This window comes from Mucilaginibacter sp. L196 (genome assembly GCF_009765905.1).
In the GTDB taxonomy this organism is placed as follows: Bacteria; Bacteroidota; Bacteroidia; order Sphingobacteriales; family Sphingobacteriaceae; genus Mucilaginibacter.
On record NZ_LMUO01000006.1, the window covers coordinates 1 to 23,018 of the forward strand.

General features: G+C 36.0%; 19 protein-coding genes and 1 pseudogene. 6 read left to right on the plus strand and 14 right to left on the minus strand.

Annotated elements, in window-relative coordinates; all coding sequences use genetic code 11:
* Nucleotides 1-259: pseudogene (locus tag GSQ74_RS01175) on the plus strand (hypothetical protein); the annotation flags it as partial.
* Nucleotides 260-349: 90 nt separating this feature from the next.
* On the opposite strand, the gene GSQ74_RS01180 reads toward GSQ74_RS01175, so the two are convergent.
* The 14 genes from GSQ74_RS01180 to GSQ74_RS01245 all read right to left on the minus strand — a co-directional run bounded on the left by GSQ74_RS01180 (nt 350) and on the right by GSQ74_RS01245 (nt 16,843).
* Nucleotides 350-1,231 (minus strand): cupin-like domain-containing protein, encoded by an 882-nt coding sequence (locus GSQ74_RS01180; protein WP_158989224.1) that lies wholly within the window; start codon nt 1,229-1,231, stop codon nt 350-352.
* Nucleotides 1,232-1,354: 123 nt separating this feature from the next.
* Entirely contained in the window at nt 1,355-2,236 is an 882-nt protein-coding gene (locus GSQ74_RS01185; RefSeq protein ID WP_158989226.1) for a cupin-like domain-containing protein, read from the minus strand.
* Between the two features lie 365 nt (nt 2,237-2,601).
* Nucleotides 2,602-3,150 carry a fasciclin domain-containing protein gene (locus GSQ74_RS01190; RefSeq protein ID WP_158989228.1) on the minus strand — a complete coding sequence of 183 codons (549 nt, stop codon included), beginning with the start codon at nt 3,148-3,150 and terminating at the stop codon, nt 2,602-2,604.
* Between the two features lie 148 nt (nt 3,151-3,298).
* Nucleotides 3,299-3,694, minus strand: a complete 396-nt coding sequence (locus GSQ74_RS01195) for a hypothetical protein (protein ID WP_158989230.1) — start codon at nt 3,692-3,694, stop codon at nt 3,299-3,301.
* Nucleotides 3,695-3,705: 11 nt separating this feature from the next.
* Nucleotides 3,706-4,845, minus strand: coding sequence for a radical SAM family heme chaperone HemW (gene hemW, locus GSQ74_RS01200; protein ID WP_158989232.1), 1,140 nt, complete (start codon nt 4,843-4,845; stop codon nt 3,706-3,708).
* A 373-nt stretch (nt 4,846-5,218) separates the two neighbouring features.
* Nucleotides 5,219-6,340, minus strand: a complete 1,122-nt coding sequence (locus GSQ74_RS01205; protein WP_158989234.1) for a glycosyltransferase family 4 protein — start codon at nt 6,338-6,340, stop codon at nt 5,219-5,221.
* A gap of 3 nt (nt 6,341-6,343) precedes the next feature.
* On the minus strand, nt 6,344-7,303 hold the full coding sequence (locus GSQ74_RS01210; RefSeq protein ID WP_158989236.1) for a glycosyltransferase family 1 protein: 960 nt from the start codon (nt 7,301-7,303) through the stop codon (nt 6,344-6,346).
* Between the two features lie 130 nt (nt 7,304-7,433).
* Nucleotides 7,434-8,600 (minus strand): hypothetical protein, encoded by a 1,167-nt coding sequence (locus tag GSQ74_RS01215; protein ID WP_158989238.1) that lies wholly within the window; start codon nt 8,598-8,600, stop codon nt 7,434-7,436.
* 12 nt (nt 8,601-8,612) lie between these two features.
* Nucleotides 8,613-9,698 (minus strand): glycosyltransferase family 1 protein, encoded by a 1,086-nt coding sequence (locus GSQ74_RS01220; protein ID WP_158989240.1) that lies wholly within the window; start codon nt 9,696-9,698, stop codon nt 8,613-8,615.
* A gap of 12 nt (nt 9,699-9,710) precedes the next feature.
* Nucleotides 9,711-10,931 carry a hypothetical protein gene (locus GSQ74_RS01225; protein WP_158989242.1) on the minus strand — a complete coding sequence of 407 codons (1,221 nt, stop codon included), beginning with the start codon at nt 10,929-10,931 and terminating at the stop codon, nt 9,711-9,713.
* Nucleotides 10,932-10,971: 40 nt separating this feature from the next.
* Nucleotides 10,972-11,850 carry an alpha-1,2-fucosyltransferase gene (locus GSQ74_RS01230; protein ID WP_158989244.1) on the minus strand — a complete coding sequence of 293 codons (879 nt, stop codon included), beginning with the start codon at nt 11,848-11,850 and terminating at the stop codon, nt 10,972-10,974.
* Between the two features lie 30 nt (nt 11,851-11,880).
* Entirely contained in the window at nt 11,881-13,242 is a 1,362-nt protein-coding gene (locus GSQ74_RS01235; protein WP_158989246.1) for a lipopolysaccharide biosynthesis protein, read from the minus strand.
* Between the two features lie 15 nt (nt 13,243-13,257).
* Nucleotides 13,258-14,340, minus strand: a complete 1,083-nt coding sequence (locus GSQ74_RS01240) for a lipopolysaccharide biosynthesis protein (RefSeq protein WP_158989248.1) — start codon at nt 14,338-14,340, stop codon at nt 13,258-13,260.
* Between the two features lie 28 nt (nt 14,341-14,368).
* On the minus strand, nt 14,369-16,843 hold the full coding sequence (locus tag GSQ74_RS01245) for an SLBB domain-containing protein (protein WP_158989250.1): 2,475 nt from the start codon (nt 16,841-16,843) through the stop codon (nt 14,369-14,371).
* A 350-nt stretch (nt 16,844-17,193) separates the two neighbouring features.
* On the opposite strand from GSQ74_RS01245, the gene GSQ74_RS01250 reads away from it, so the two are divergent.
* The 5 genes from GSQ74_RS01250 (at nt 17,194) to gldM (ending at nt 23,018) form a co-directional block, all read left to right on the plus strand.
* On the plus strand, nt 17,194-18,213 hold the full coding sequence (locus GSQ74_RS01250; RefSeq protein ID WP_216846655.1) for a DUF4271 domain-containing protein: 1,020 nt from the start codon (nt 17,194-17,196) through the stop codon (nt 18,211-18,213).
* Nucleotides 18,214-18,237: 24 nt separating this feature from the next.
* Nucleotides 18,238-18,996, plus strand: a complete 759-nt coding sequence (locus GSQ74_RS01255; protein WP_371724280.1) for a uroporphyrinogen-III synthase — start codon at nt 18,238-18,240, stop codon at nt 18,994-18,996.
* A gap of 271 nt (nt 18,997-19,267) precedes the next feature.
* The gene (locus GSQ74_RS01260) at nt 19,268-20,584 is read left to right on the plus strand and encodes an SUMF1/EgtB/PvdO family nonheme iron enzyme (RefSeq protein WP_158989254.1); all 1,317 of its coding nucleotides are present in this window, start codon (nt 19,268-19,270) and stop codon (nt 20,582-20,584) included.
* Between the two features lie 39 nt (nt 20,585-20,623).
* Nucleotides 20,624-21,424 carry a gliding motility protein GldL gene (gene gldL, locus GSQ74_RS01265; RefSeq protein ID WP_158989256.1) on the plus strand — a complete coding sequence of 267 codons (801 nt, stop codon included), beginning with the start codon at nt 20,624-20,626 and terminating at the stop codon, nt 21,422-21,424.
* A gap of 55 nt (nt 21,425-21,479) precedes the next feature.
* Nucleotides 21,480-23,018 carry a gliding motility protein GldM gene (gene gldM, locus GSQ74_RS01270; protein ID WP_158989258.1) on the plus strand — a complete coding sequence of 513 codons (1,539 nt, stop codon included), beginning with the start codon at nt 21,480-21,482 and terminating at the stop codon, nt 23,016-23,018.

Sequence of the window (23,018 nt, forward strand, 5' to 3'; positions counted from 1 at the left end):
GTCAGTTTGCCCCGGAATGCCTGGTCAATTTCCAGCGGAATCACTTTACCCTTTACCTATGAATCACTGGTCAATTTCAGCGGAATATCCACAATTGGCTTTTACCATAATTAAGCTGGATGTATTAGATAAAAACAATGCCTTTATGCTCGGCGGTTGGCATTTAACCCGTGATGCCGGTGCATTGGGCGGCTACTTCACCCTGTGGTTCAAGAAAATTAATGGGGAGTGGAAGATTGTTTGTGATCATACTTCGTAAATTGGGCTAAAGCCAATCTTTTATTTTTCATTGCCGTTGACTTTAGTCAACGGATTAAAATCAGGAAAATCCCGGCTTTAGCCTAAATAATTAATAGGGCCGCCCCGCAGCTAACGCCCTATCTGCTCTTTTTATTGCTATTTTTTCACGGCGTTTAGCATAGTTAGCTTTAAAAGTCATTTTAAGCAAACTATCCAAGCCTCCTTTTATAGCGAGGTTATATAAACTGGCTGCTTTACGTATCGGTGAAGCATCCCAGGCGCGCAGGCTTAATGAGAAAGAGCCGTCAAGGTACTTCATCCAATGCCAGTAACCGGTTGGCATAAACAGGGTATCTCCGTGCTCTAAAAAGGTTTCAAAGCCCTCTACCCCATCCAATGCCGGGAATTTTGTTATATCCGGGTTGGCTACATCATAATCCTCTAGGGCATAGGTAGCATTAGGGATGCAGTATAAACGGTTCTTCCATTTATTTTCGAACAGGATGATGTGCTTCCGACCGCCAAAGTGAGTATGGAATATGTGCGGCAAATCAATATCGTAATGCAAAAAAGTTACCGAGTTTGATCCGCCAAAAAACATGGCAGGCATGCTTTCTAAAAAGCCACCCATTAAATCCTTGGGTAAAACAACGTCATCCAGCAATTGCGGTGCTTGTTTAAATATATTGAAGAAGAAAATCCGAAGCTCGGTTGGTGTAGATTTGATCAAATCGATATACTCATCAAAAGGCATTTCGGCTGCTGATGAATTGATGGGTTTTGATGGATCGGCTTTAGAGTTATCATAAAGCGGAACCACTTTTTTACCTACTACTTCTTTCAAGTATTCAGCAGTCCATTTTTCGCGGGCAGGCCAACTCTTGGTGAGGCCTTTAATGATTAATGGCTTACGCTTATCTAAATAATTCTTTTTAAAATCGGAAGGGCTAATCGATTCGACAGTGTCAATCGGACGGAGGATGAAGCTCATACTTTGATGTTTTGTCGGATCAACAATTCACCCAAAGGCAAGCCATAACACCGAAGTTCAGCAAAGTAACGTAAATATTTAATTGGATGTATTAAGACAACATTAAAAATGACGCAACGGTTGTTATCGTGGTTGTCCCTCAGCCAAAGCTTTATTAGCCCTTTCAATAGCCAACTCCTCTTTCCAATCCATATAACGCTTTTTGAAATTCTTTTTCATGATGTCATCAAACTTGCGTTGTACTGTCAGGTTATACAAACTTTTGGCTTTAATACCCCATGATTTATCCCAGGCACGTAGTGAAATAGAGAATGAACCATCCAGGTATTTCATCCAGTGCCAAAAACCGGTAGGCATAAATAAAGTGTCGCCGTGTTCCAATATCGCTTCGTGGCCTTCTACCCCATTTAATGCTGGAAATTTAGTAAAATCTGGTTTTTCAATATCGTAATCTTCTAAAGCATAGGTAGCAAAAGGGATACAATACAGTCGTTCGCTCCATTTATTATCAAACAAAACCACATGCTTACGCCCGTTAAAATGGGTATGAAATATATGTGCAAGGTCAATATCGTAATGCAAAAAAGTAACTGAGCCTTTACCACCGAAGAACATGTTAGGGTATTTATCCAAAAAGCCCCCTAGTAAATCAGTGGGAGCACGGTAATCATCCAGCAGTTTCGGTGCGTATTTTATTGGGTCGAATAAAAATATCCGTAAGTCGGTAGGTTCTTTTTGTATAAGGTCAATATAATCGCCGAATTTCATTTCGGCTGCAGAAGCATTAATAGGTTTTGATGGGTCGGCCTTAGAGCTATCGTAAAGCGGCACAACTACATCGCCAACAGTTTCTTTTAAATAATCGAAGGTCCATTTCTGTAGTGCAGGCCAGCTTTTGGTGGCTTTACGGATGATAAGCGGCTTACGCGGCTTTAAATAATTGTTAACGAAATCCTCCCGACTAATGCTATCAACTCTATCTATCGGACTTAAAATAATACCCATATTTACAATTAATTAACAGCCAAAAGTAGTTAAACAGACAAACCTGAAAAAAGTAAAATTGTTTTTTGATATTTTTTTGACAATAAACTACCTTCATTGCGAAGAGCAATATTCATGTCCCCTTTGTCATTCTGAGCGGAGCGAAGAATCTGTAAAGTAGTTTACACCGTACAGATTCTTCGCTCCGCTCAGAATGACAAGGAGGATAGATAAAACAACTTGCAGAAAACATAACACAAAAAAGCCCGGCGCTTTTGCAACCGGGCATCTCATTTTATAGGCAGAAAAATATTTTAAGCATTTGCGGTGGCAGTTTGTACATCAACACCTATCACCTACAAACTGCCTGTAAAAACCGCAAATAATTAGTTAGGCATTAATACACTATTTACTACATGTATTACGCCATTGCTTTGAAATACATCGGCAATGGTGATCCATGATTTACCGCCTTTTTCATCAACAAGGTATAATTTTTTACCTTTTTCCATAACGGTTAGTTTACCACCTTCAACAGTTGTTAAGGTAGCAGAGCCGCCACCCATTTTAACTTTAGCCATTAAATCGGCAGCACTTAAACGGCCTGCAACAACATGGTACGTTAAAATTTTAGTTAGTGTTGCTTTGTTTTCTGGTTTAACCAAAAAATCAACTGTGCCGGCAGGTAATTTATCAAATGCTTCGTTAGTTGGTGCAAATACGGTGAATGGGCCCGGGCCTTCTAAAGTTTCAACCAAACCTGCGGCTTTAACAGCGGCAACAAGTGTGGTATGATCTTTTGAGTTTACTGCATTTTCAATAATGTTTTTTGTAGGGTACATTTCTGCGCCACCAACCATTTTGGTTTGTGCGAAAGTGTTTGGCGCAAATGCGATAGCTGCTAAAGCAAAGGCCGAGATAATTAATTTTTTCATATTGTTTCTTTAGGTAATATGAAATAAGATACGGCGCAATATGCTTAGCGGTTTTCAAACAGCTTCCAACTGTTAAGAGCTTAGGGCTATATATTTTTTTAAACCAGGTAGGGGTTTTATTCGTAGATACAGCCTTTATAAGGCGCTATTAATTATCTGTAATTTTCATGCCGTAATGCAATTCTACATCTTCGTCATCTACTGTGTAGCTTGTATATAATATCCTTACAGAGTCATCATCCATACCAAGGTATGATTTCCAGGTCCCCTTAAAGTTAACACCGTGCGAGTTAAAAGAATCAAAATTATGTAAGGATAAAATGGTCTTGTTAAAATTCAGGTCCCATTTACCAATGCATTTATGCATTTTATTTAAGGAGTCAACATATGTATGCTCGTAGGTATAATCATCATTTAAAATAATGGAATCCTTTTTATCAACATTCAAAGCGTATTTACCCGGAAACATGTCATCGGTGATTGCCTGACAGCTTACCAACCCGATGATAAACGGTAATAAACATAAAACGACTTTAATTTTCATGGCCGGCAAAGCTAGTAATTATCCTCTTTGCTAAAAAACAGCTCCGAGGCTATATGATCAGCATAAAGCTTGCCAGTTTGTGTTAAGTATATTATTTTATTTTGTTGAGACAACCATCCTTTGTCAAAAAAATCAATTGCAACCTTTTGCAGATGACCGGCTGATGCAGAAGCAATGCCGTTTAATTTATCCAGATCAAGCCCCCAACTGGTGCGTAACGAGGTCATGATGTATTCGTTCAACTTGTCTATATCCGACAGTATTTCAGTTTCGGCATCTATTAGTCCCGAACCCAGGCCTTGCATATATTTAGTATTATTAGCTACATTCCACTGGCGGGTTTCGCCATTATAAGAATGTGCAGATGGACCAATACCCAAATATTTTACACCTTTCCAGTAGTTAGAATTATGCCGCGAGTAGAAGCCCGGCTTGCAAAAGTTTGATATTTCGTATTGCTCAAAACCTTTTTTCTGCATGTCCTCCATCAAAAAAGTAAACTGCGCGGCGCTTTGCTCGTCGCTCATGGCGGATTGTTTTTTTTGTTTGATAAAGGATGCCAGCGCTGTGCGTGGCTCAACAGTCATAGAATAAGCTGATACATGTGGAACACCCAGCTCAAAAACTTTATCGGTATTAAACTTCCACTTTTGATCGGTAAGTAAAGGATAGCCGTAGATTAGATCGACAGTAATATTCTCAAAGCCCATATCCTGTGCCCTTTTTACTGCTGATTCTGCCTCATCAGCGCGATGTACACGATTCATCCACTGCAAATCTTCATCAAAAAAGGATTGTATGCCTATACTGAAGCGGTTTATGGGTGTTTGTCTTAACGCCTGCAATTTGGTTTTATCCAAATCATCAGGATTGGCTTCCAAAGTTATTTCCGCATCGGACGCAACGGAATGTAAACCAGTAATAGTATTAATCAATAAGCTTATCTCGGCTTCATTTAATAATGATGGAGTTCCACCACCAAAATAAATGGTATCAATATTTTCACCATTTAAATATTTTTTTTGCAGCTGTATTTCTTTAATTAAAGCTTCTACAAGCTCGCCTTTGTATTTTAAGGATGTGCTGAAATGAAAATCGCAATAATGGCAAGCCTGTTTACAAAAAGGAATATGAAGATAGATACCGGCCATAGAGCTATTTTAATTAGATAGGACCAAAGGTAAGCGCAATTAAGAGCATCTGTGAATACTTATCTCAATAAAGATTGTTTATAAGCCTATATTTCAGTACTAGCCCGATGTACTGCCATGCTTACAAATAGGAAACTTTCAAAACCAATAAAGGGACAAAGATGGTATTAGGTTATCTTAATAAAACCAGTTTATATGGCTATTTCAGTTGTGTAGACAAAAATGAAAAACGAAAGCAATTTTGATATTTCATCAACTAGCAATACTGAAGTTAATATTATTCTTTTAAAGACTGTTAACTTCCATTGGTCAAAAAACATCAATAATTTCATCAACACCTCGCTATTATTGACAATAATATTAATGCAATGAATTATGCTAACTCATTAATTCGGGCCATGGTTTTTTCATCGACGAAGGCAGAAAATTCATTTTTAAATCTGTCTGTTGAAAAACAGGAAGCATGCTCGGCTATTTCGTTATAATCAAAAAGTGTATTTGTACGTTCAAATGTATTTATGGCTGATATTATTGATTCTGCAGATTGCTTATTAAAAAAAACTCCTGTTTTATTTTCAAGGATACTTTCTAACGCTCCGCCTTTTTTATAAGCAATAACCGGCGTTCCACAAGCTTGGGCTTCTACCGGTAATATTCCAAAATCTTCTTCGGCCGCAAAAACAAAGGCTTTTGCTTCTGCCAGGTATTGCTTTAACTCATTGAACGGCAAATACCCTAGAATTACTGTATTTGATTTTGCTAATTTGCTTATCTTTTTCAAGTCTGGCCCATCTCCTATTATATATAACTTTTTATCGGGCATTTTAGCAAAAGCGCTTACAATGAGGTCAATTTTTTTATATGGAACAAACCTTGAACAGGTGACATAATAGTCCTTTTTTATTTCTGTTGGTATGAAGTCTTCTACAGCAACGTTAGGATAAATTACTTTACTTTCCCGGCCATAAATTTTCTTTATCCTATTACTTATATATTGTGAATTAGCAATAAAATAATCAACACGGTTAGTGCTTATGATGTCCCATTGCCTAAGCCTGTGTAAAAAATATTTAACAATGAATCCTTTTATACCTTTATTTAATCCTGCTTCATTCAAATATTGATGGTATAAATCCCAGGCATACCTAACCGGCGTATGACAATAGCAAATATGAATTTGGTTAGAATTTGTTAAAACCCCTTTGGCCACTGCGTGCGATGAAGATATAACAAGGTCATAACCTGATAGATCAAATTGCTCAATTGCTAACGAAAATAAGGGTAAATAAGATCTATACCGTTTTTCAGAAAAGGGAAGGTTTTGAATAAAAGAAGTTGTTACCTTGTGTCTTGAAAGATTTAATGATTTTATAGTCTCTTCCCTCGCCACAAGTGTATAAATATCAGCATCCGGATAAAGTGATGCTATCTCTTTAAAAACTTTTTCAGCGCCCCCTATTACGGTGAGCCAATCATGTATAAGTGCTATTTTCAAATGCTATTGGTTTAGATTTTTAATAATATATGCAACAATATTCGCCGAGTTTTCCCAACTATATTTTTTGATATTTTCTTTTCCTTTTTCAATTAAATTATTTCTTAAGCGTTCGTCGGACGTTAAGAATTCAATTTTTTCCGCGATGTCATCAATATTATAAGGGTTAACAAACAAACTTGCTTCGCCGCATATCTCCTTCAAACTTTCAATATCGGCAACTATTGTTGGGCAATTGTAATACATTGCCTCAAGCGGTGGAATACCGAAACCCTCATATAAACTTGGATAAACAAAAAGTAAAGCATTTGTATAAAGCGTAGCAAGATACTCATCATTTACACGGCCCAAAAATATGATTTTTTCATTGCTTTTTAATGAGTTATTATTTTTATTGTTAAATATTGGGCTTATATCACCAGCAATCAAAAGCTTAATATTATTGTTATTCACTTTATTAAACGCTTGTATCAGCCGATGAATATTTTTTCTTTGGTCAATTGATCCAACAATTAAAATATAACTCCCATATTTATTGGGTTCAAATTGTTGTATTGCTAAGTTTGAAATCCCATTATATACTACATTAATTTTATTGGATGGAACATTCAGATAATTGACTATTTCCCGTTTTGAAAAATCACTCACGGTTAATATCATCTTCGCCTTTTTAGCTATTCTTGGTATCAAAAATTTATAAAATATAACAAATTTTTTATTAAACCAACTTGGATTAACCATAAAGGCAACATCATGTATGGTAATTATTTGGTTTTTATAGATTAGAGGCGCAACGTTGCAAAAGTTTATTAAAAGAGGTTGCTTATTTCGGTATAAATAAACGGGGAGATCATATTGTTCCCATAATACACCTGTATGGCTACCGATGACTTTAACATCTAGTATTTTTGCTAATTCAATATCTATAATATTGTTGGGGGCAACAAAAGTAATGCCCGGCATCTTTTCCTTCAAAAGTTTACATATCTCCACAGCAAAACGCTGAACACCGGTTAGCTTTTGCGTTAGGAATCTGGCATTTATAATAATGGATTGTGTATTTCTCAAATTAGTGTAATTAGAGTATCTTATATTAAATTGTCAATTGATGAGTATCCGAAATAGCTTTTTTTGAATAATTATAACTAATAAAACATCCAAAAAACCAAGATATAACAACAAAACCATCATTCGTGATGGGAACCACGTTGGTTGTTAAGATAATAATGATAGCCAATCCTGCACCCCTTAACTTCAAAAATTTAGTAAATAACAAGAAAAATGCAAACGTAATTATTCCATAACCTAAATATAACGCTGGTAAACCGCAGAAGTCTATTAAACTCTCATCTTTTAGTTCTGCCACTATAGCTTCTAACCCAGTTCGTGAATTGAGCATTAAACTGGTAATATTGGTACCTCTAATATAATCTGATATACCAGCGTAGGGAGTTAATGCGTAACCAGAGAATCTTTGTATTAGTGAAATATTTAGTTCATCGTAAAAAAAGCTAGTATGAAGTAAAATGTAATTAAAAAAAAAGATTAAAACAATCGCATATAAAATTGCTACCACATAGCCCTCAATTATATTAATGTACTTCTTTAATAATAAAATAACAGGAACTATTAATAATATAGTTGTGGTTTTTGAAATCGAAATTATAATTCCTATAATTATAAATGACAGATAGATTTTTTTCTTTTTCTTATTTACTTTCGGATCGTTAATGATAACAAAAAAAACCACACCCAATAACGACGCAAAAAAGCCCCCTTCTCGTGATAATCCACTTACCCTTGGCAAAATTGAAATAGCATAAAAGTTTGTAAATGTCGGCCCGGCAAAAGGCCCCCATATTACGTTTGCAATATTTGTTGGGCCTATTAAATACGCCACAGCCGGATCAATAAAAATCAAGACAAACTGCGCAACTGCAACAATTACATTAACTACGGCCCATCTGTATAAATAAAAATATTCTTTTTCATAGCAGTAAAACATATATACCACTGAAGAAAGAAGCATCAGTATTTTAACGAAAACAACAACATTTAAGCAAGATAAGGCTGTTAAAAAAGATAAGGCCAATGTTATAATAATAGTATCTCTGCTAAATTTATTTATGGCCCATAAAAGAAAAGACACATCAAAAAACAAGATTATTGAAGACAAATAAATTGTTACCCCGCCTACAAATGGTGACAGTATAGGAGCTGTTAAAAACAGAAAAAAAAGATTCGGAATTATTTTTTTCATTGAGCCTGCTTTTTAAATCAACTTAAGTTTTTTTACAAAGCCAGTAAACTCTACTTCATAACTCTTGCGTAATTTATTTGCTGCTGATGTATTAAAATGTTGCTGGCTTGCAATGCAATTTATTATACTGTCAATGTATTGACTTTTATTTTCCGGGTCAATAAAATAAGCGTACTCAGCAACTGCTTCATGTAGCTCTGTTATGTCTGTTACAACCGGTTTTAGTCCACACAGCACGGCTTCGCTTGCAGGCATACCGTATCCTTCATATTTTGAGGGGAACACAAAGCACGAAGCACCATTATAAATATAAGGCAGGTGCTCTTCGGCAACATAGCCTAATTGTATGATATCATCATCCTGATTTATTAATCGCTGCAAATTGGTGTTTTTCCAGCCTTTGCTTCCCGCAAGTACCAATTTATGCCCGTTAATACGATTGTCTTTTTTTAATTGCAAAAACACTTCGACAGTTTTTACAAGGTTTTTTCTTGGTTCTTGGGTAGCCACTGTCAAAACATATGGGTATTTAATATTGAGGTTTAACAATACCGCCTTAATATTAGCCTCAGCAATAACTTTATAGCTAGCATCAATCGGCGGGTGCAGAATATAATTTGCCTCAATATTATATTCTTTTTCTAATTTTTTAGCAGTTCCATGTGAGTTGGAAATTACATAATCGGCATTTTTTATATCATTTTTAAAAAAAAGGATATGTGTTAGCAGATGTAATTTACTCATAGTTTCCCTGGCATAAATATGATTAAGATCGTGCACAACCACAATCTTTTTACCCGCTGATTTTTGCAAGGGTGTAAATGTCCCCCCGAAAAGTTGATAGTCAAATTTTTCCCTTCTTAATAGTCTTCCAAGGAAAAACTTACTCCAAATCAAAGGTTTAATTTTTTCAAACTTTGAATCCTGTTTAACAACAATATTGGATGATGTAAAACTAATATCTAAAGGTTTGTTTGTAAAAATTACAATTGCAGCATCAGGCATGCGTTCAGCTAAACTTAGCACCAATTTTAACACGTACTTTCCAACGCCGCTTAACTGGCCTTGCAATGGCCTGCCATCTATTGCAATCTTCATAAAGCTTTTTAATTATTTTTTCACTAAAAATGTTTGCTTCTCAAACCTATTATATATTGCAAAAAAACGCATCATTAAGTAGTACCGTTTAATACCAAACACTGCTTTAAATAGCAATAATGCTTTAAACACTTTCTTAAATATCGCAGGTTCTTTTCCGTATGTTTTCTTTAAAGCCTTGTATTTACCGTCGTTATCAATTAACATGGCGTTGTTTTTTTCAAGAAAAGAATAGTACGAGCCGGCGTTTGTTGAAAAAAGGTTGTCAAATTTCTCTCCCTCATTTACTAAACCCCGGTATAGCCTTCTATGGTATTTTAATATCCCCGCTCCGTCATCAAAATAATTGTATTTATAAGGCATTATACTTAACCGCTCTAAGTCATTTTTATACAGGTTAATTACATAATCCTCAAATATTTCACGGTATTCAGGAATTATAGATAAGGTATATTTTGTTTGTTTCCTGCAAACAGCTTCTGCATTATCAGCATCTAAACCCGAAAAGTGCATTATAGTTAACGGATAGCTGGTATCATCAACATAAAATGTATTGTTTTGCTTAAACAATGCCCTTTCATGGAAGTTCCAAAAAGCCAGGTTCATGCCGGGATGCCTTAATATTAAAACTTCATTTGTATATAATGACGGAAGAAAATCCATCCATTTTTGGTCTACATGTAAAGCATCCTCTTTGTCAGCATAGCATTGGTTAGATAATTTTTGCATCCACCAATCAGCAATATTTATCCCAACAGCCGAATTCTTAATGCCAAAGAATCCTAAATTATATATTCCAACAAACAGTAACTCCTCTTCGGTTGTGGCACCTGTGTAATTTACATATGGCTTTAACAGATGAGGGGTTAAAATGGCATGATAAGTATCAAGGTGATAAAAAAGAAAATCAAGGCTACTGTATACAACCATATCAGGATCGATATATAAAACCTTTTCAAAACCTTCATTAAAAAGTTTTTTAATGAAAAATGGCTTAACCGACGTGCTAAATTCAATTACATCATATTGAAATGACATTTTTTCAAACTCAACAATACCAATGTTTTTCGACTCTATTATTTTATAGTCACACTTAATGTCTTCTCCATCAATCTCGTCGGACAATAGAATAGTGAAGTCACACTCAGGATGAAACTGTTTTATAGTATCGCCAAGTGTTTTAGCATGTGCCAGATAGTTCTTTGCACAAATAGTAAAAATTGCATTTTTCATTATTATTTTTTAGCCTAAAGATTATATACCTTTAAATTTTTCAATAATCAGACAATTTAATCCATGAATCCGGATATATATCAGTACTTATATCGTTCCTTAAAAACCGAGTTGGAGAAATAACTAATTTATCGGGGTTTTTATTCAGCCACGCCCCCCACCAGCTAAATGAACTATTGGAGATAATATTATGCTTGCATAATGTCATCATATACATATCTTTCCATGAATTCTCTTTGACATTACAATCAACATAGGCAACGTTTTTCATAGTTAAATTATCCTTTATCCAAGGAAAATCATTTGAAAAAACAAAAAACCGGGGGTTGTTGACGCTTTTTTCAATCAGATCAATTGCTTTTTGAAAGTATGCCTTATTACAAACGTCTCCAAAAAGATTATAATTCTCTGCATTTAAATAATCCCCGCGCCTTACATGGATTGAAACACTATTACTGTTAATTATATCGTTTATATAATTAACATTCACATCATCTGTTAGCGTTCCGAATTCAAATGCTTTATTAATTTCATTTTTTGCACCTGAAAAATATTTTTCAGAATGCCAGCCGCCATAGTAAAATGTGACCCCGCTTGAGGGCAATAAATATTCTTCTTTAAACGTATAATCGAAATTCTCGCCAACTATTCGGCAATTAAATAATTTTAATAAGTTCTTTAACGGTGTGCTTATCGCCTTGATCTTTTCTATGCGTAATATTCTGAATAAAAAAATAAGCGCTTTTTTTAAAGGTGTTACCGAATAATCAATCTTAAAAACTTTATTTAACTCAAATCCATTATGTGCTTTACCGATTGTTATGAAGCGTGTAGAACTGTTATTTTTTTTCTTTTGCAGGTATAATGCATATTGCGACATTTGATTGCCTAAGCCATTAAAAATAATTACAACATCCATTTTATAATTGGTTTTTTGTAGATGATCGTGTTATTTATACCAAATACCTTTTGCCGTTCCATTCAAAAGTTTATTGCATTGAATATATAATACAATATCCTGAAATAATAAAATAATGATATTGGAAATCGTAACTCCAACAACACCGATCCATTTTCCTAAAAAAAATGCTATAGGGATGTTAATAATAGTGCTTATAATAAATAAATAAAATTGCATTCGTATTTTACCGATTCCATTTATAAGATAACAGTGCATTAATTGCCAGCACCACGTAATAACATATATACCCATTACAAAAGACAGGATAAACGGCACTTTTATACTATCGCCTAGCCAAATTTTAATTATAAAGGGCGATAATATAACTATGATAAAGGTTAGCACAGCCACTATAATCAAATATTTATACATTTTTCTGAATATATCCTTGATCCACAAATAATCCTTTTTGGAATAAGCATCAGTAAAGGCTGCCCAAAAAGGTGTCATTATTATTGAGAAAACTGAAAATATTACCGCAAATAATTTATAAGATATATTGTAAACGGTAACCTCTCGCGGCCCAAAAAGTTGTGTAACCACAATATTATCGGTTTGAAACAAAAGCAATGCACCAATTTGAATAAAGAAGAATAGCCCTCCAACACTTAACAAACTTTTAGCATACTTAAAATTAACCATTTTAAAACTTGGTGAAACCAAGGAATACTCTTTTCTAAAGTACCAAATATTTGCCCCTATTTGTACTAATAATGGCAACCCGGCTAAAGCCAATACAAGGTATAATAATGATTCGGATGACACATTTTTCAATACAATTAAACATACTAAACATCCAAACTGCCCTACCAGGTTAATTAGTGAAACCTTAGATACCGAATGAAAAGCAAGCAACACACTATTAAGTGTTTGCGAAATAAGTTGTAAACAAAACGAACCAAAAACTATTAAGGCTAAAAGATTTAAATTTAACCCATTAATTGTTGGGGTATTAAGTATTTTGTTCCAATTAAGGAAGATATTTGAAATCAAGAAAATCAAAAAAAGCAATAATGCAATTAATGATATCATAGCATAAGTTGTACTAATGTATGTTTTGGAGTTTACCGTTTCATTCAGCGCATTTGATTCTGCCAGCTTATTTTTCAGCCCGTTACCTAACCCAATATCAAAAAAACCAAACCATCCAATAATTGAACTTAGTGTGAGCCAAATACCATATTGTAGAGGATTTACATAACTAATTGTAATTGGAACCAACAGTAAACTTATTGAGATTGCTGCACCTTTAATAGCTAAAGAAAAAGCAATATTTTTTTTTGCAAGTAAAGTTCGCTCGTGCCCAACTAAAAAAAAACCTTTAAACTTCCTTACTAATAATTTTATCATTCTTGATTAATACGTTTAATTATAAATCTTGCGCAGTGATTTCCTGATGAGCAACCATGACATTGTAATAAATGAAGCTAATATTACACCTATAATCGTACTGATTGATTTCCCGATTTTATTTACTTTCAGCGGTAATATAGGAGCATCAATAACTTGGATTAACGGTGTTTCCTGCCGTAACATCATTTTTGAAACTTCCAGATTTTTCACAATCTCACTATATATCTCGCTGCTTGCCTGCACATCAATCTGCTTTTTTTGGGAAGGAACTCTAAGTGATACCAACAGCGGGTTGGCATTTGGCGAGGCATCAGAGGCTGATGCGACTCCCGAGATTGATGAATTTAAAACCACTCGTACACTATCGGCCTGCTTTTGTAAAGTTTGTACATCCTGAGAAGCTTTCTTTGTTTTGGTTTGTATGTAAAAGTTATTTACCGTTTGTACTAATACGTTTGTAAATTCCTTGGAAAATAGTTCATCGCCTGTAGAAACTTGTACATCTATAATACCTAATTTTTTGTCGGGTTTTGAAACACTTAATATCTTTTTATTAAATGTTTCAACTAAATCATTAACTATACTATCTTGCGTTCGGTTGAACTTTGCAGGATCACCATTAAATGAGATATTATTTATATGATCTTTTTCACTCCATTTAGTACGTAGTTTATTAAAATCGATATATCTATCAATTAATAATTCATCTTTTCCATCGAAATTTGACTTATTTAATAATGCCATTGCAATCATCAATCGGGATTTATACAGCTCAATAATATTATCGCCCTGAAATAAACCGGTATTACCTCCGCCCCCCATATCAATACCAGCTAATGATGCCAATCCGGCATATTGACTTAGTCCACCGCCTTTACTGCCTTCGTCCAATACAAAAGTGCAATTAGCGACGTAAATTGGTTTCTTTAATTTAGCGTACCCTAATCCAATAACGCCGCCTATAAATCCAACTATGCAAAAGGTTAGCCATTTGGTCTTTAAATACTTTATTGTCGTGTTAATTTTTATTAAAACATCTTTAACTGATATCTCATCAGAGTCAATAGCTATCTTTTCGTTCTCTTTCGGATTCATAGATTAATAGTTGGGAAAAATTAAGCGATTATCTATTTAAACTCAAAATACCCAAAATTATCGCCCCTATTGAAGCTAAACCAGTGGTAAGCCCTAATATAGTTTGCAATGAATTTCCAACTGGTGCCGGTTTTAACGGCACGTATATCTGGCTCCCGGGTTTTACACCTGGGTGGATGTTAAAAAACAAAAACTTACGTGTACCCTTCACGGTCCCGTTCGGATATACGACATATGCACCTGATTTTAGTGCCCGAGGAGCATATCCCCCCGCATTAGAAACAAAATCATTAAATGATTTTGAATTATCGTATACCACAGCACTTGGATATAAAACCTGCCCGTTTACCCGTACAATCTGCTGTTCTTTTGGAATTCTTAGTTCGTCGCCGTCTTCCAGTAACAAGTCTATTTTCGTTCCTGGTTTTTTCAATATATTTTTCAGATCAATACCAACAAAATCATTACGTTGCTGTTGGTCATCATTGCTGGTTGAATCTTTATAGGCTTGTTTCAGTCTATTAGATTTTGTTGTTTGTTCAAGTGCTAAAGCAGTGGAGTCTGTTTTGCTTTTATCAAGGCCTAAAATGGCAATATTGTTTCGCTTTAATGATCCGCCTTCAACATCAGCAAACACTGTTAATCCGCCGGCACGTTTAACCAAATCTGATATTTTTTCGTTCTTATTCTTAATAGTATATGACCCGGGATATAAAACTTCGCCTTCAACTTTTACAACTTTTTGTTTCTCGTATCCTGGTAAACTGTATACCGAAACGATATCAAAGGGTTGTAGCACAAAATTAGCCGTTCCGGGTGTTATTTGATTATCAACATCAACACTAAAAACCTGGGCTACCGTACTGCTTTTTGATTCTGGATTGGAGTCGGATACCCGTCGGGCTACCTCAATACGTTTAGTACTGGCACCTTCGGCAAATCCACCTGCTTTTAATATCAAGTCTTCTACCTTCATATTATCACCAAAAGCAAATTTACCCGGTTTTCTAACTTCACCATTAATAGTCACCGTATACTTGTCACGTAAATCAAATATGGAAGATATACTAACAACATCCTCACGTTGCAGCGGTACGTCAACCACCTTGTTTTCAACATCTTTTAAATTAAAACTTATTATCGCAGTTGTATTATCAGGGTTTAATCTTGTAATTGTACCACGTTCGGTAAAAGCATCTTCCTTTAAACCTGCGGCATTTGCAATTAGCTGATACAATGTTAATCCCTTTTGCAGTTCATATTCTCCGGGTTTAAAAACCGCTCCTGTAATTGTAACCCTGTTCTCGTACCTGTTAATAATAGATCCCACCGTAAATTTATCCCCTCTTAAAGGAATATAATCATTATAATCAGCCTCAAGAACATCTGTAATTTTTCTTTGCTGATCATTTATTTGTGAAACCTTGATACGCGCGGTGTAGGCACTATCAGTAAAGCCACCTGCATAGGTTAATATATTCTGCAATGTTTCTCCGGGTAAAACCTCAAACAACGCAGGGATTTTGACCTGGCCAGCGAGCTCTACCCTGGTTCTATAAGTAGGAACACGCACTATGTCCTGATCCTGTAGTGTAATGTTATCTTTTTGATCGCCTTTCACCAAAAAATCATAAACATCCAAATGTTTTATTATACGGTTATTTCTGATTACTTCAATCTGCCTTAAGCTACCGTTATAATTAGGCCCTCCGGCTACATAAAGCGCATTAAAAACTGTTGCAAGTGAGGGTAGCGTATATGTACCTGGCTTTACAACCTGGCCAATAATAATTACTTGTATGCTGCGTATATTGCCAAGTGTTACGTTAACATTTGTGCCGTGGCCTATGGCATAGTTATTAGCGGCCAGCTTGCTTTTTATTTGTGCTGTTGCTTGTTCAATGGTTTTACCGCTAACATTTAAAACCCCAATGCCGGGTATATTTATATTGCCATCGGGCGAAACCGTTAATTTCCAATTTATTAATGAATTACCATAAACGTTAATATCAAGCTCATCATTGGGGCCAACTATATAATTTAGAGGGGTAGCCAATTTCAAATTTGGCTCGAATGAACTATTTTTATTCTTGAAAATATCTGCACCAAAAACTTTGGGGTTCAAGCTATCGAACAAATTATTTACTATATTGGAAGTATCGGTACTTGCAGGTGTATAATTAAGGCGCCTGCCAACCGTATTGGTATCAGCCGCACTTGAGGTTGATGTGCCACTTTTGCTACGCAGGTATTTAATACGAGTTTGCAATTTTTGTACCTGATCGGCAGACATTCCCTTGGCTTGAGCTTGTTGTATTATTTCCGCATCACTTAATCCTGCATTTTGACCTTGTTGCATCAGTTGAATCACTTGCTGGTCTGAAAGATCATCGACATTTACTGAAGACATGGATTGAAGATTACTTTGAGCCGAAACCGTTTTAATCGATCCGCAAAAAATCAGGAGGATAAGTAGTATTGCGCTAAGGTTAATTTTATTCATACGTAAAAAATATCGAAGCTAACAACTATAACCCGATAGCTAATAATCCGCAAATGTAAATCAAATTATCATTTATATCGAGTAAAAATTTTTATAAATCCATTTGTCCACTATTTGCAAAGTAACTCCATTATTAACTTTATAGTATTTCTAACGTAAAAAAATTTATTTTAAATTAATAACAATGCCGTTTCAGTTCAATTTTCTTAATAAAAATGATACCAGTTAACATATTAATATGAAGCAAAAAAAATATAACAATCTCAAACCAATTTATTGTACTGTTAAATTAAGTTAACGGTTCATTAAATTATCATCAGCCTATAAAACAATCAAATAATACGGTAATTTTGCAGCTTATAATTAAGCCCGGTTTATTAATGCGTTTTTTCGCCCTGAGTTTTCTTTTTTTGCTGATAGCCTGCCGGGGAGCATTTGCTCAGGATTCCGTGCAAACAGCTGACCAATCCTCAACCGCCACACCGCAACATTACGTAGATTCTGCCCGGGCTAAGCCGCATCACATGGCTTTTTTGGATTCTGTTGCGCAGGCCACTGCTTCAAGGCAACAATTTGTAGAGGATTCTGTAACAAACATGTTTATCATCCCCGACTCAAACCGGGTAAACCAGTTTACTGCTTATGTAATGGCTCATGAGTTATATACAGGGCGCACTTTTTTAGATATCCCTTTTGCGTCAAAACGAAATTTCGGGTATGGGCATAACCGCCAAAACCGCGACCCATGGATAATAGCCATTATTATTGGCCTTTTATTATATACAGCATTACTTAATTTAACGCTCGGTACCGAAATTAAAAGCATATTTCAGTCGTTTTACAGTAAGCGCGGGTCTATGATGGATAAGGAAGATAGAGGAATAAACTTATGGGCTTTTATCGGTCTATTCCTGTTATTTGGCTTAACATTTGGCTTATTCTTATATCAACTGGCAAGCTATAACAGTGTTTACTATAGTATAAGTGGCATGCAACTTTTTATTGCCCTGTCGCTCATTATTATATCACTTTTTGCATTTAAGTTTCTTTTACTAAAAATCATAGGGTTTCTTTTTGATATTGACCGCATTGTTGGCGAATACATTACCACATTGTATTTAACCTACTTTAATATAGCCTTTGTTTTTTTACCGGTGGCGGTTTGCTTTAGTTTAATAGCGGCCCAATTAATCCCTTATTTATTAGCTGTAGCGCTTATATTGATAGTGGTAATTTTCATTTGGATATACCTTCGCAGCAGTGTTAACATTATTTCGAACATTCGATTTCATAAGTTTTATTTATTTATCTATCTTTGTGCCCTCGAAATTTGCCCCATTTTGATATTGATAAAAGTACTTAACCTATAGCAATCAGGCTTTATAAAATTGATTTTGGAAGATAGAAAGAAAAAGGTAAAAAGTATTTTGGTTACTTTACCAAAACCCGAGAACGATAAGAACCCCTATGCCGAGCTGGCCAAGAAACATAACCTGAAGATTGACTTCAGAGCATTTATACATGTTGAAGGTGTTCCGGCTAAGGATTTCCGCAAAGAAAAAATCAACCTTGTTGATTTTACCGCTGTAATATTTACCAGTCGCAACTCAGCCGATCATTTCTTTAGAATATGTGAAGAAATGCGCTTTGAAGTACCGGTTGATATGAAATACTTCTGTCTTTCAGAAACTATCGCGCTGTATTTGCAAAAGTATATACAGTATCGCAAACGCAAAATATTCTTCGGCAAACAAACCGCTGCAGATTTGGCTGAAGTACTGAAAAAACACTCTGGCGAAAAATTCCTATACCCTTGTTCAGATGTAGCTGCCGAAGAAACACAAAAGTTTTTGCTGGAAAACGGATACAACTTTACTCCTGCTGTGCTTTTCCGCACAGTGTGTAGTGACCTTTCCGACCTGGCTGAAGTGTTTTATGACGTGATTGCTTTTTTCAGTCCATCAAGCATACAATCTTTATACAAAAACTTCCCTGACTTTAAACAAAACAATACCCGTATAGCTGCTTTTGGGGCAACAACCCACAAAGCCGTGCTTGAATCGGGATTAATTTTGGATATTCCGGCACCTACTCCACAAGCTCCATCCATGACTATGGCAATAGAACAGTATGTTAAACAGGTAAATAAATAATTTTAAGTATAAATTATTAACCGGATTGCAACTTTTCTTATTGATTTTACGTAACAATGCTTGTTAATTACCCAATTTTGTAAGTAACTAACATATAACACTTTAAATTTTAGGTTATATCAAAGTTTCGGGGTAATTAACACGCACTTTAAACGTTTTGTTGCAAACCGATGATAAAAATGTTTTATTTAAGCATTTGCTTCATCAATATTTAATATATTCGGGCATTTCATTTATGTTATATTTATATAGCTAAATTTTTGAATTTTATATGAGACAGATATACTCTTTAGTAGTTGTAATTGTTTTTGCAGTCATTTTCAGCGGTTGCCGCAACGGAGGTGAAGGTGAATTAACAGGCGTACCGCAACGGAATTTCCGTGCTGAGGTGCCGTATGGTATGGTTTACATACCAGGTGGCTCGTTTTTAATGGGCCAAACCGATCAGGATGTTACCTTTTCGCAAATCGCCCAAACAAAACAGGTAACAATACCGCCATTTTTTATGGATCAAACCGAAATCACCAACAGCCAATACAAACAATTTGTATTCTGGGTACGTGATTCAATCGCCATCACCAACTACTTAAATGATCAGAAATATTATTTAACCCCACGTAAAGGTGCAACCACCAATACAAGTGGCAAAAAATACATCAACTGGGCGTACGTAAGCAAAAACCCTATCTGGAACGCGCACAGCAAGTCTGGTGCAGCAAATGCTTCAAAACTTGATGGCATGTACTACCAGGGTGATGACCGTGTGTTTGATAAAAACGAAATTGACGTTCACTTGTTAAAATATCAATACTCTATCATGGAGCTTCGCGATGCGGCTAACCACAGAGGCGATAAAACAAAAAAACGTTCTGACTTCATTTTCCGAGATACTGTTGAGGTTTATCCTGATACATTGGTTTGGTTAAGCGATTTCTCATACGCTGCCAACGAACCAATGGTTGAAGGTTACTTCTCTCACCCTGCATTCAAAAATTATCCCGTTGTTGGGGTTACCTGGCGCCAGGCAACGGCCTTTACCATATGGCGTAGCCGTTTAAACGACGCTGCCAAAGATAAACGCCACTTACCACACCGTTTACGTTATGATTTACCTACCGAGGCTGAGTTTGAATACGCTGCACGTGGCGGAAGAATTGGCACCGATTACCCTTGGGGTGGCCCTTACATTAAAAATGCGAAAGGCTGCTTATTGGCAAACTTTAAACCGGGCCGTGGTAACTACACCGATGACGGCGGCGCTTACACTGTAAACGTAAAATCTTACTTCCCGAATGATTTCGGTTTATACAACATGGCGGGTAACGTTGCTGAATGGACATCATCAGCATTCAATGAGTCTGCATCAACATTTGTTCATGATTTAGCTCCTACTTTTGAGTATAATGCAAAAGCAAGCGATCCTGAAGTGTTGAAACGTAAAGTAGTAAAAGGCGGATCATGGAAAGATGTAGGCTACTTCCTGCAAAATTCAACCCGTACTTACGAATATCAGGATACCGCGAAATCATATATCGGTTTCCGTTGTGTAACACACTTCCTTGGTCGCGATATTAAGGATAAACACTAAATTAGCATTTAATAAAAAATAAATATTCTACATAAAGCTATGGCTGGGAAAAAACAACCTTACGGAATAAACAATATTGTATCATGGGGTGCTACAATAGTTATCATCGGTTTGCTGTTTAAAATACAGCACTGGCCGTATGGTGGTTTCTTTATTTCACTGGGATTAGGTATGGAGGCATTTTTATTCGCCATACTGGGTTTTCAAAGGGATACTACTGAACTTGACTGGACAAGAGCTTACCCTGAATTATCAGAAGATTACAAAGGAGAATTATCTGCCCCAAGAGGCGCTATTGGTTCAGTAAGTAGTTTTTCAGAAACCGCGGCTTTAGATAAGATGATGCAAGATGCCAATATCGGCCCGGAGCTGATCCGTAGCTTAGGTGATGGCTTAAGAACTTTTGGCGATAAAGTAGCAGCTATATCACGTGTAACTGACGCGGGTAATGCTACTACTGTATTTACAGAGAAAATTAAAACAGCGAGTGAAAGTTATGATAAACTAAGCGTTGCCTTTGACAAAGCATCAGCAAATCTTACTGAAATGGCCGGTTCTGAAATAGATTCAAAAACTTACCATGAGCAGGTAGTCACAATGGCAAAAAACCTTTCGGCTTTAAATGCGGTTTATGAACTGGAGCTTCAGGATTCAAGCAATCATTTAAAATCAATGAACAAATTCTATAAAGACATGGAAGTTACCATGCAAAACTTTACAGAATCGGTTGACGGATCACAACAGTTTAAAACTGAAGTAAACCAGTTAGCCAAAAGCCTATCTTCATTAAACGCGGTTTATGGTAACATGCTATCGGCAATGAACCAACCACGCGCTTAATACATATAATTGATAATAACAGTTTTTTATAAACTAAAAATAATATTTAAAGCAAATGGCTGGAGGTAAACAAACCCCAAGACAGCGAATGATGGGTATCCTCTATCTGGTTCTTTTGGGCCTGATAGCGCTTGATGTACCCGATAGTTTGCTGGATGCATTTAAACATATCAGCGATAGCTTAACGGTTTCTAAAACAAACGTACAAACAGGTATTGATCAAACCTTCAGAACCTTTGAAGCGACTAAATTAAAGGATCAACCACAAAGGGCACAACCGATACTTAATAAAGCGTTAAAGGCAAAACAATTGTCTGACGATCTGAACGAATATATAGAAACCATTAAAGCTAAATTTTTATCTGAAACAGGTGATGTAGACCCTGCAACAAACGATTACAAAGGCCGCGAAGATCTTGACGTTTCTGTACGTATGATGATCAACGATCAAAAATATGCTTACGAATTGCATAAAAAGATTGACGATACAAAGAATGGCCTGTTAGAATTATTAAACCCGCAGGAAAGAGAAGGTGTAAATCTTTCTTTAGATGCTACTGCCCCTCAACACAGAAATGGTTTCCCTGATAAAGATTGGGAAAATGCCAATTTTGGTGAAGGTATACCAATGGCAGCAGCGATGACTGCACTGATCAAAATTCAATCAGATACAAAAAACGCTGAAAACGAAGTTGTTAAAAAGATTTTAGGTGAGGTTGATCAGGCAGTTGTAAATCTTGATCAATTCTCGGCTGTGGCTGTAGCAAGTTCGAGCTATGTACTGCAAGGACAACCTTATACTGCACAGGTGTTCTTAACAGCCTCTGATTCAAAGTCAAATCCAGATATTAGTGTTGATGGCAGCAAGCTTTCTGTACAAGGAGGTAAAGGTGTTTACACTGGCAACACCAGCTCGGAAGGCATTAAAACATGGATAGGTACAATTAGGGTAAAACAAAACGATGGTACTTACAAAACTTATTCTACAGGGCCACAAACTTACCAGGTAGCAAAACCATCTGCAGTTGTATCGCCTACAAAAATGAATGTTTTATACATCGGTTTACCAAACCCTCTTGCCGTATCAGCACCGGGAGTACCATTAGAGAAATTACATGTGAGCATGAGTAGCGGATCTATAAGCGGCTCAAAAGGAAACTTTATAGGCAATGTTACAACACCCGGCACTACCACTGTTACAATATCAGCTGATGTTAGCCCGGGCAAAACTACCGTATTAGGCTCAACTTTATTCCGTGTAAAACGTATACCTGACCCAAAGCCTGAGTTTGCCGGCAAAAGTGGTGGCAACACCAGTGCTGCTAACATCCGCAGTCAGGACAGAATTTTCGCCAAGCTTGATAATTTTGAATTTGATGCAAAGTTTAATGTAACCCGCTTTACCGTTGTAATAATAAAACCACGCCAGGATGCGATTATATTATCAACTACCGGCAGTGAAATAACAGGCAGTATGCGTACTGCAATGGCTTCGGTTACCCCCGGAACTACTGTTGTGTTTAAAGATATTGTTGCTGTTGGCCCTGATGGTACGCAGCGTGGACTTGACCCTATTACATTTAGTGCAAATTAA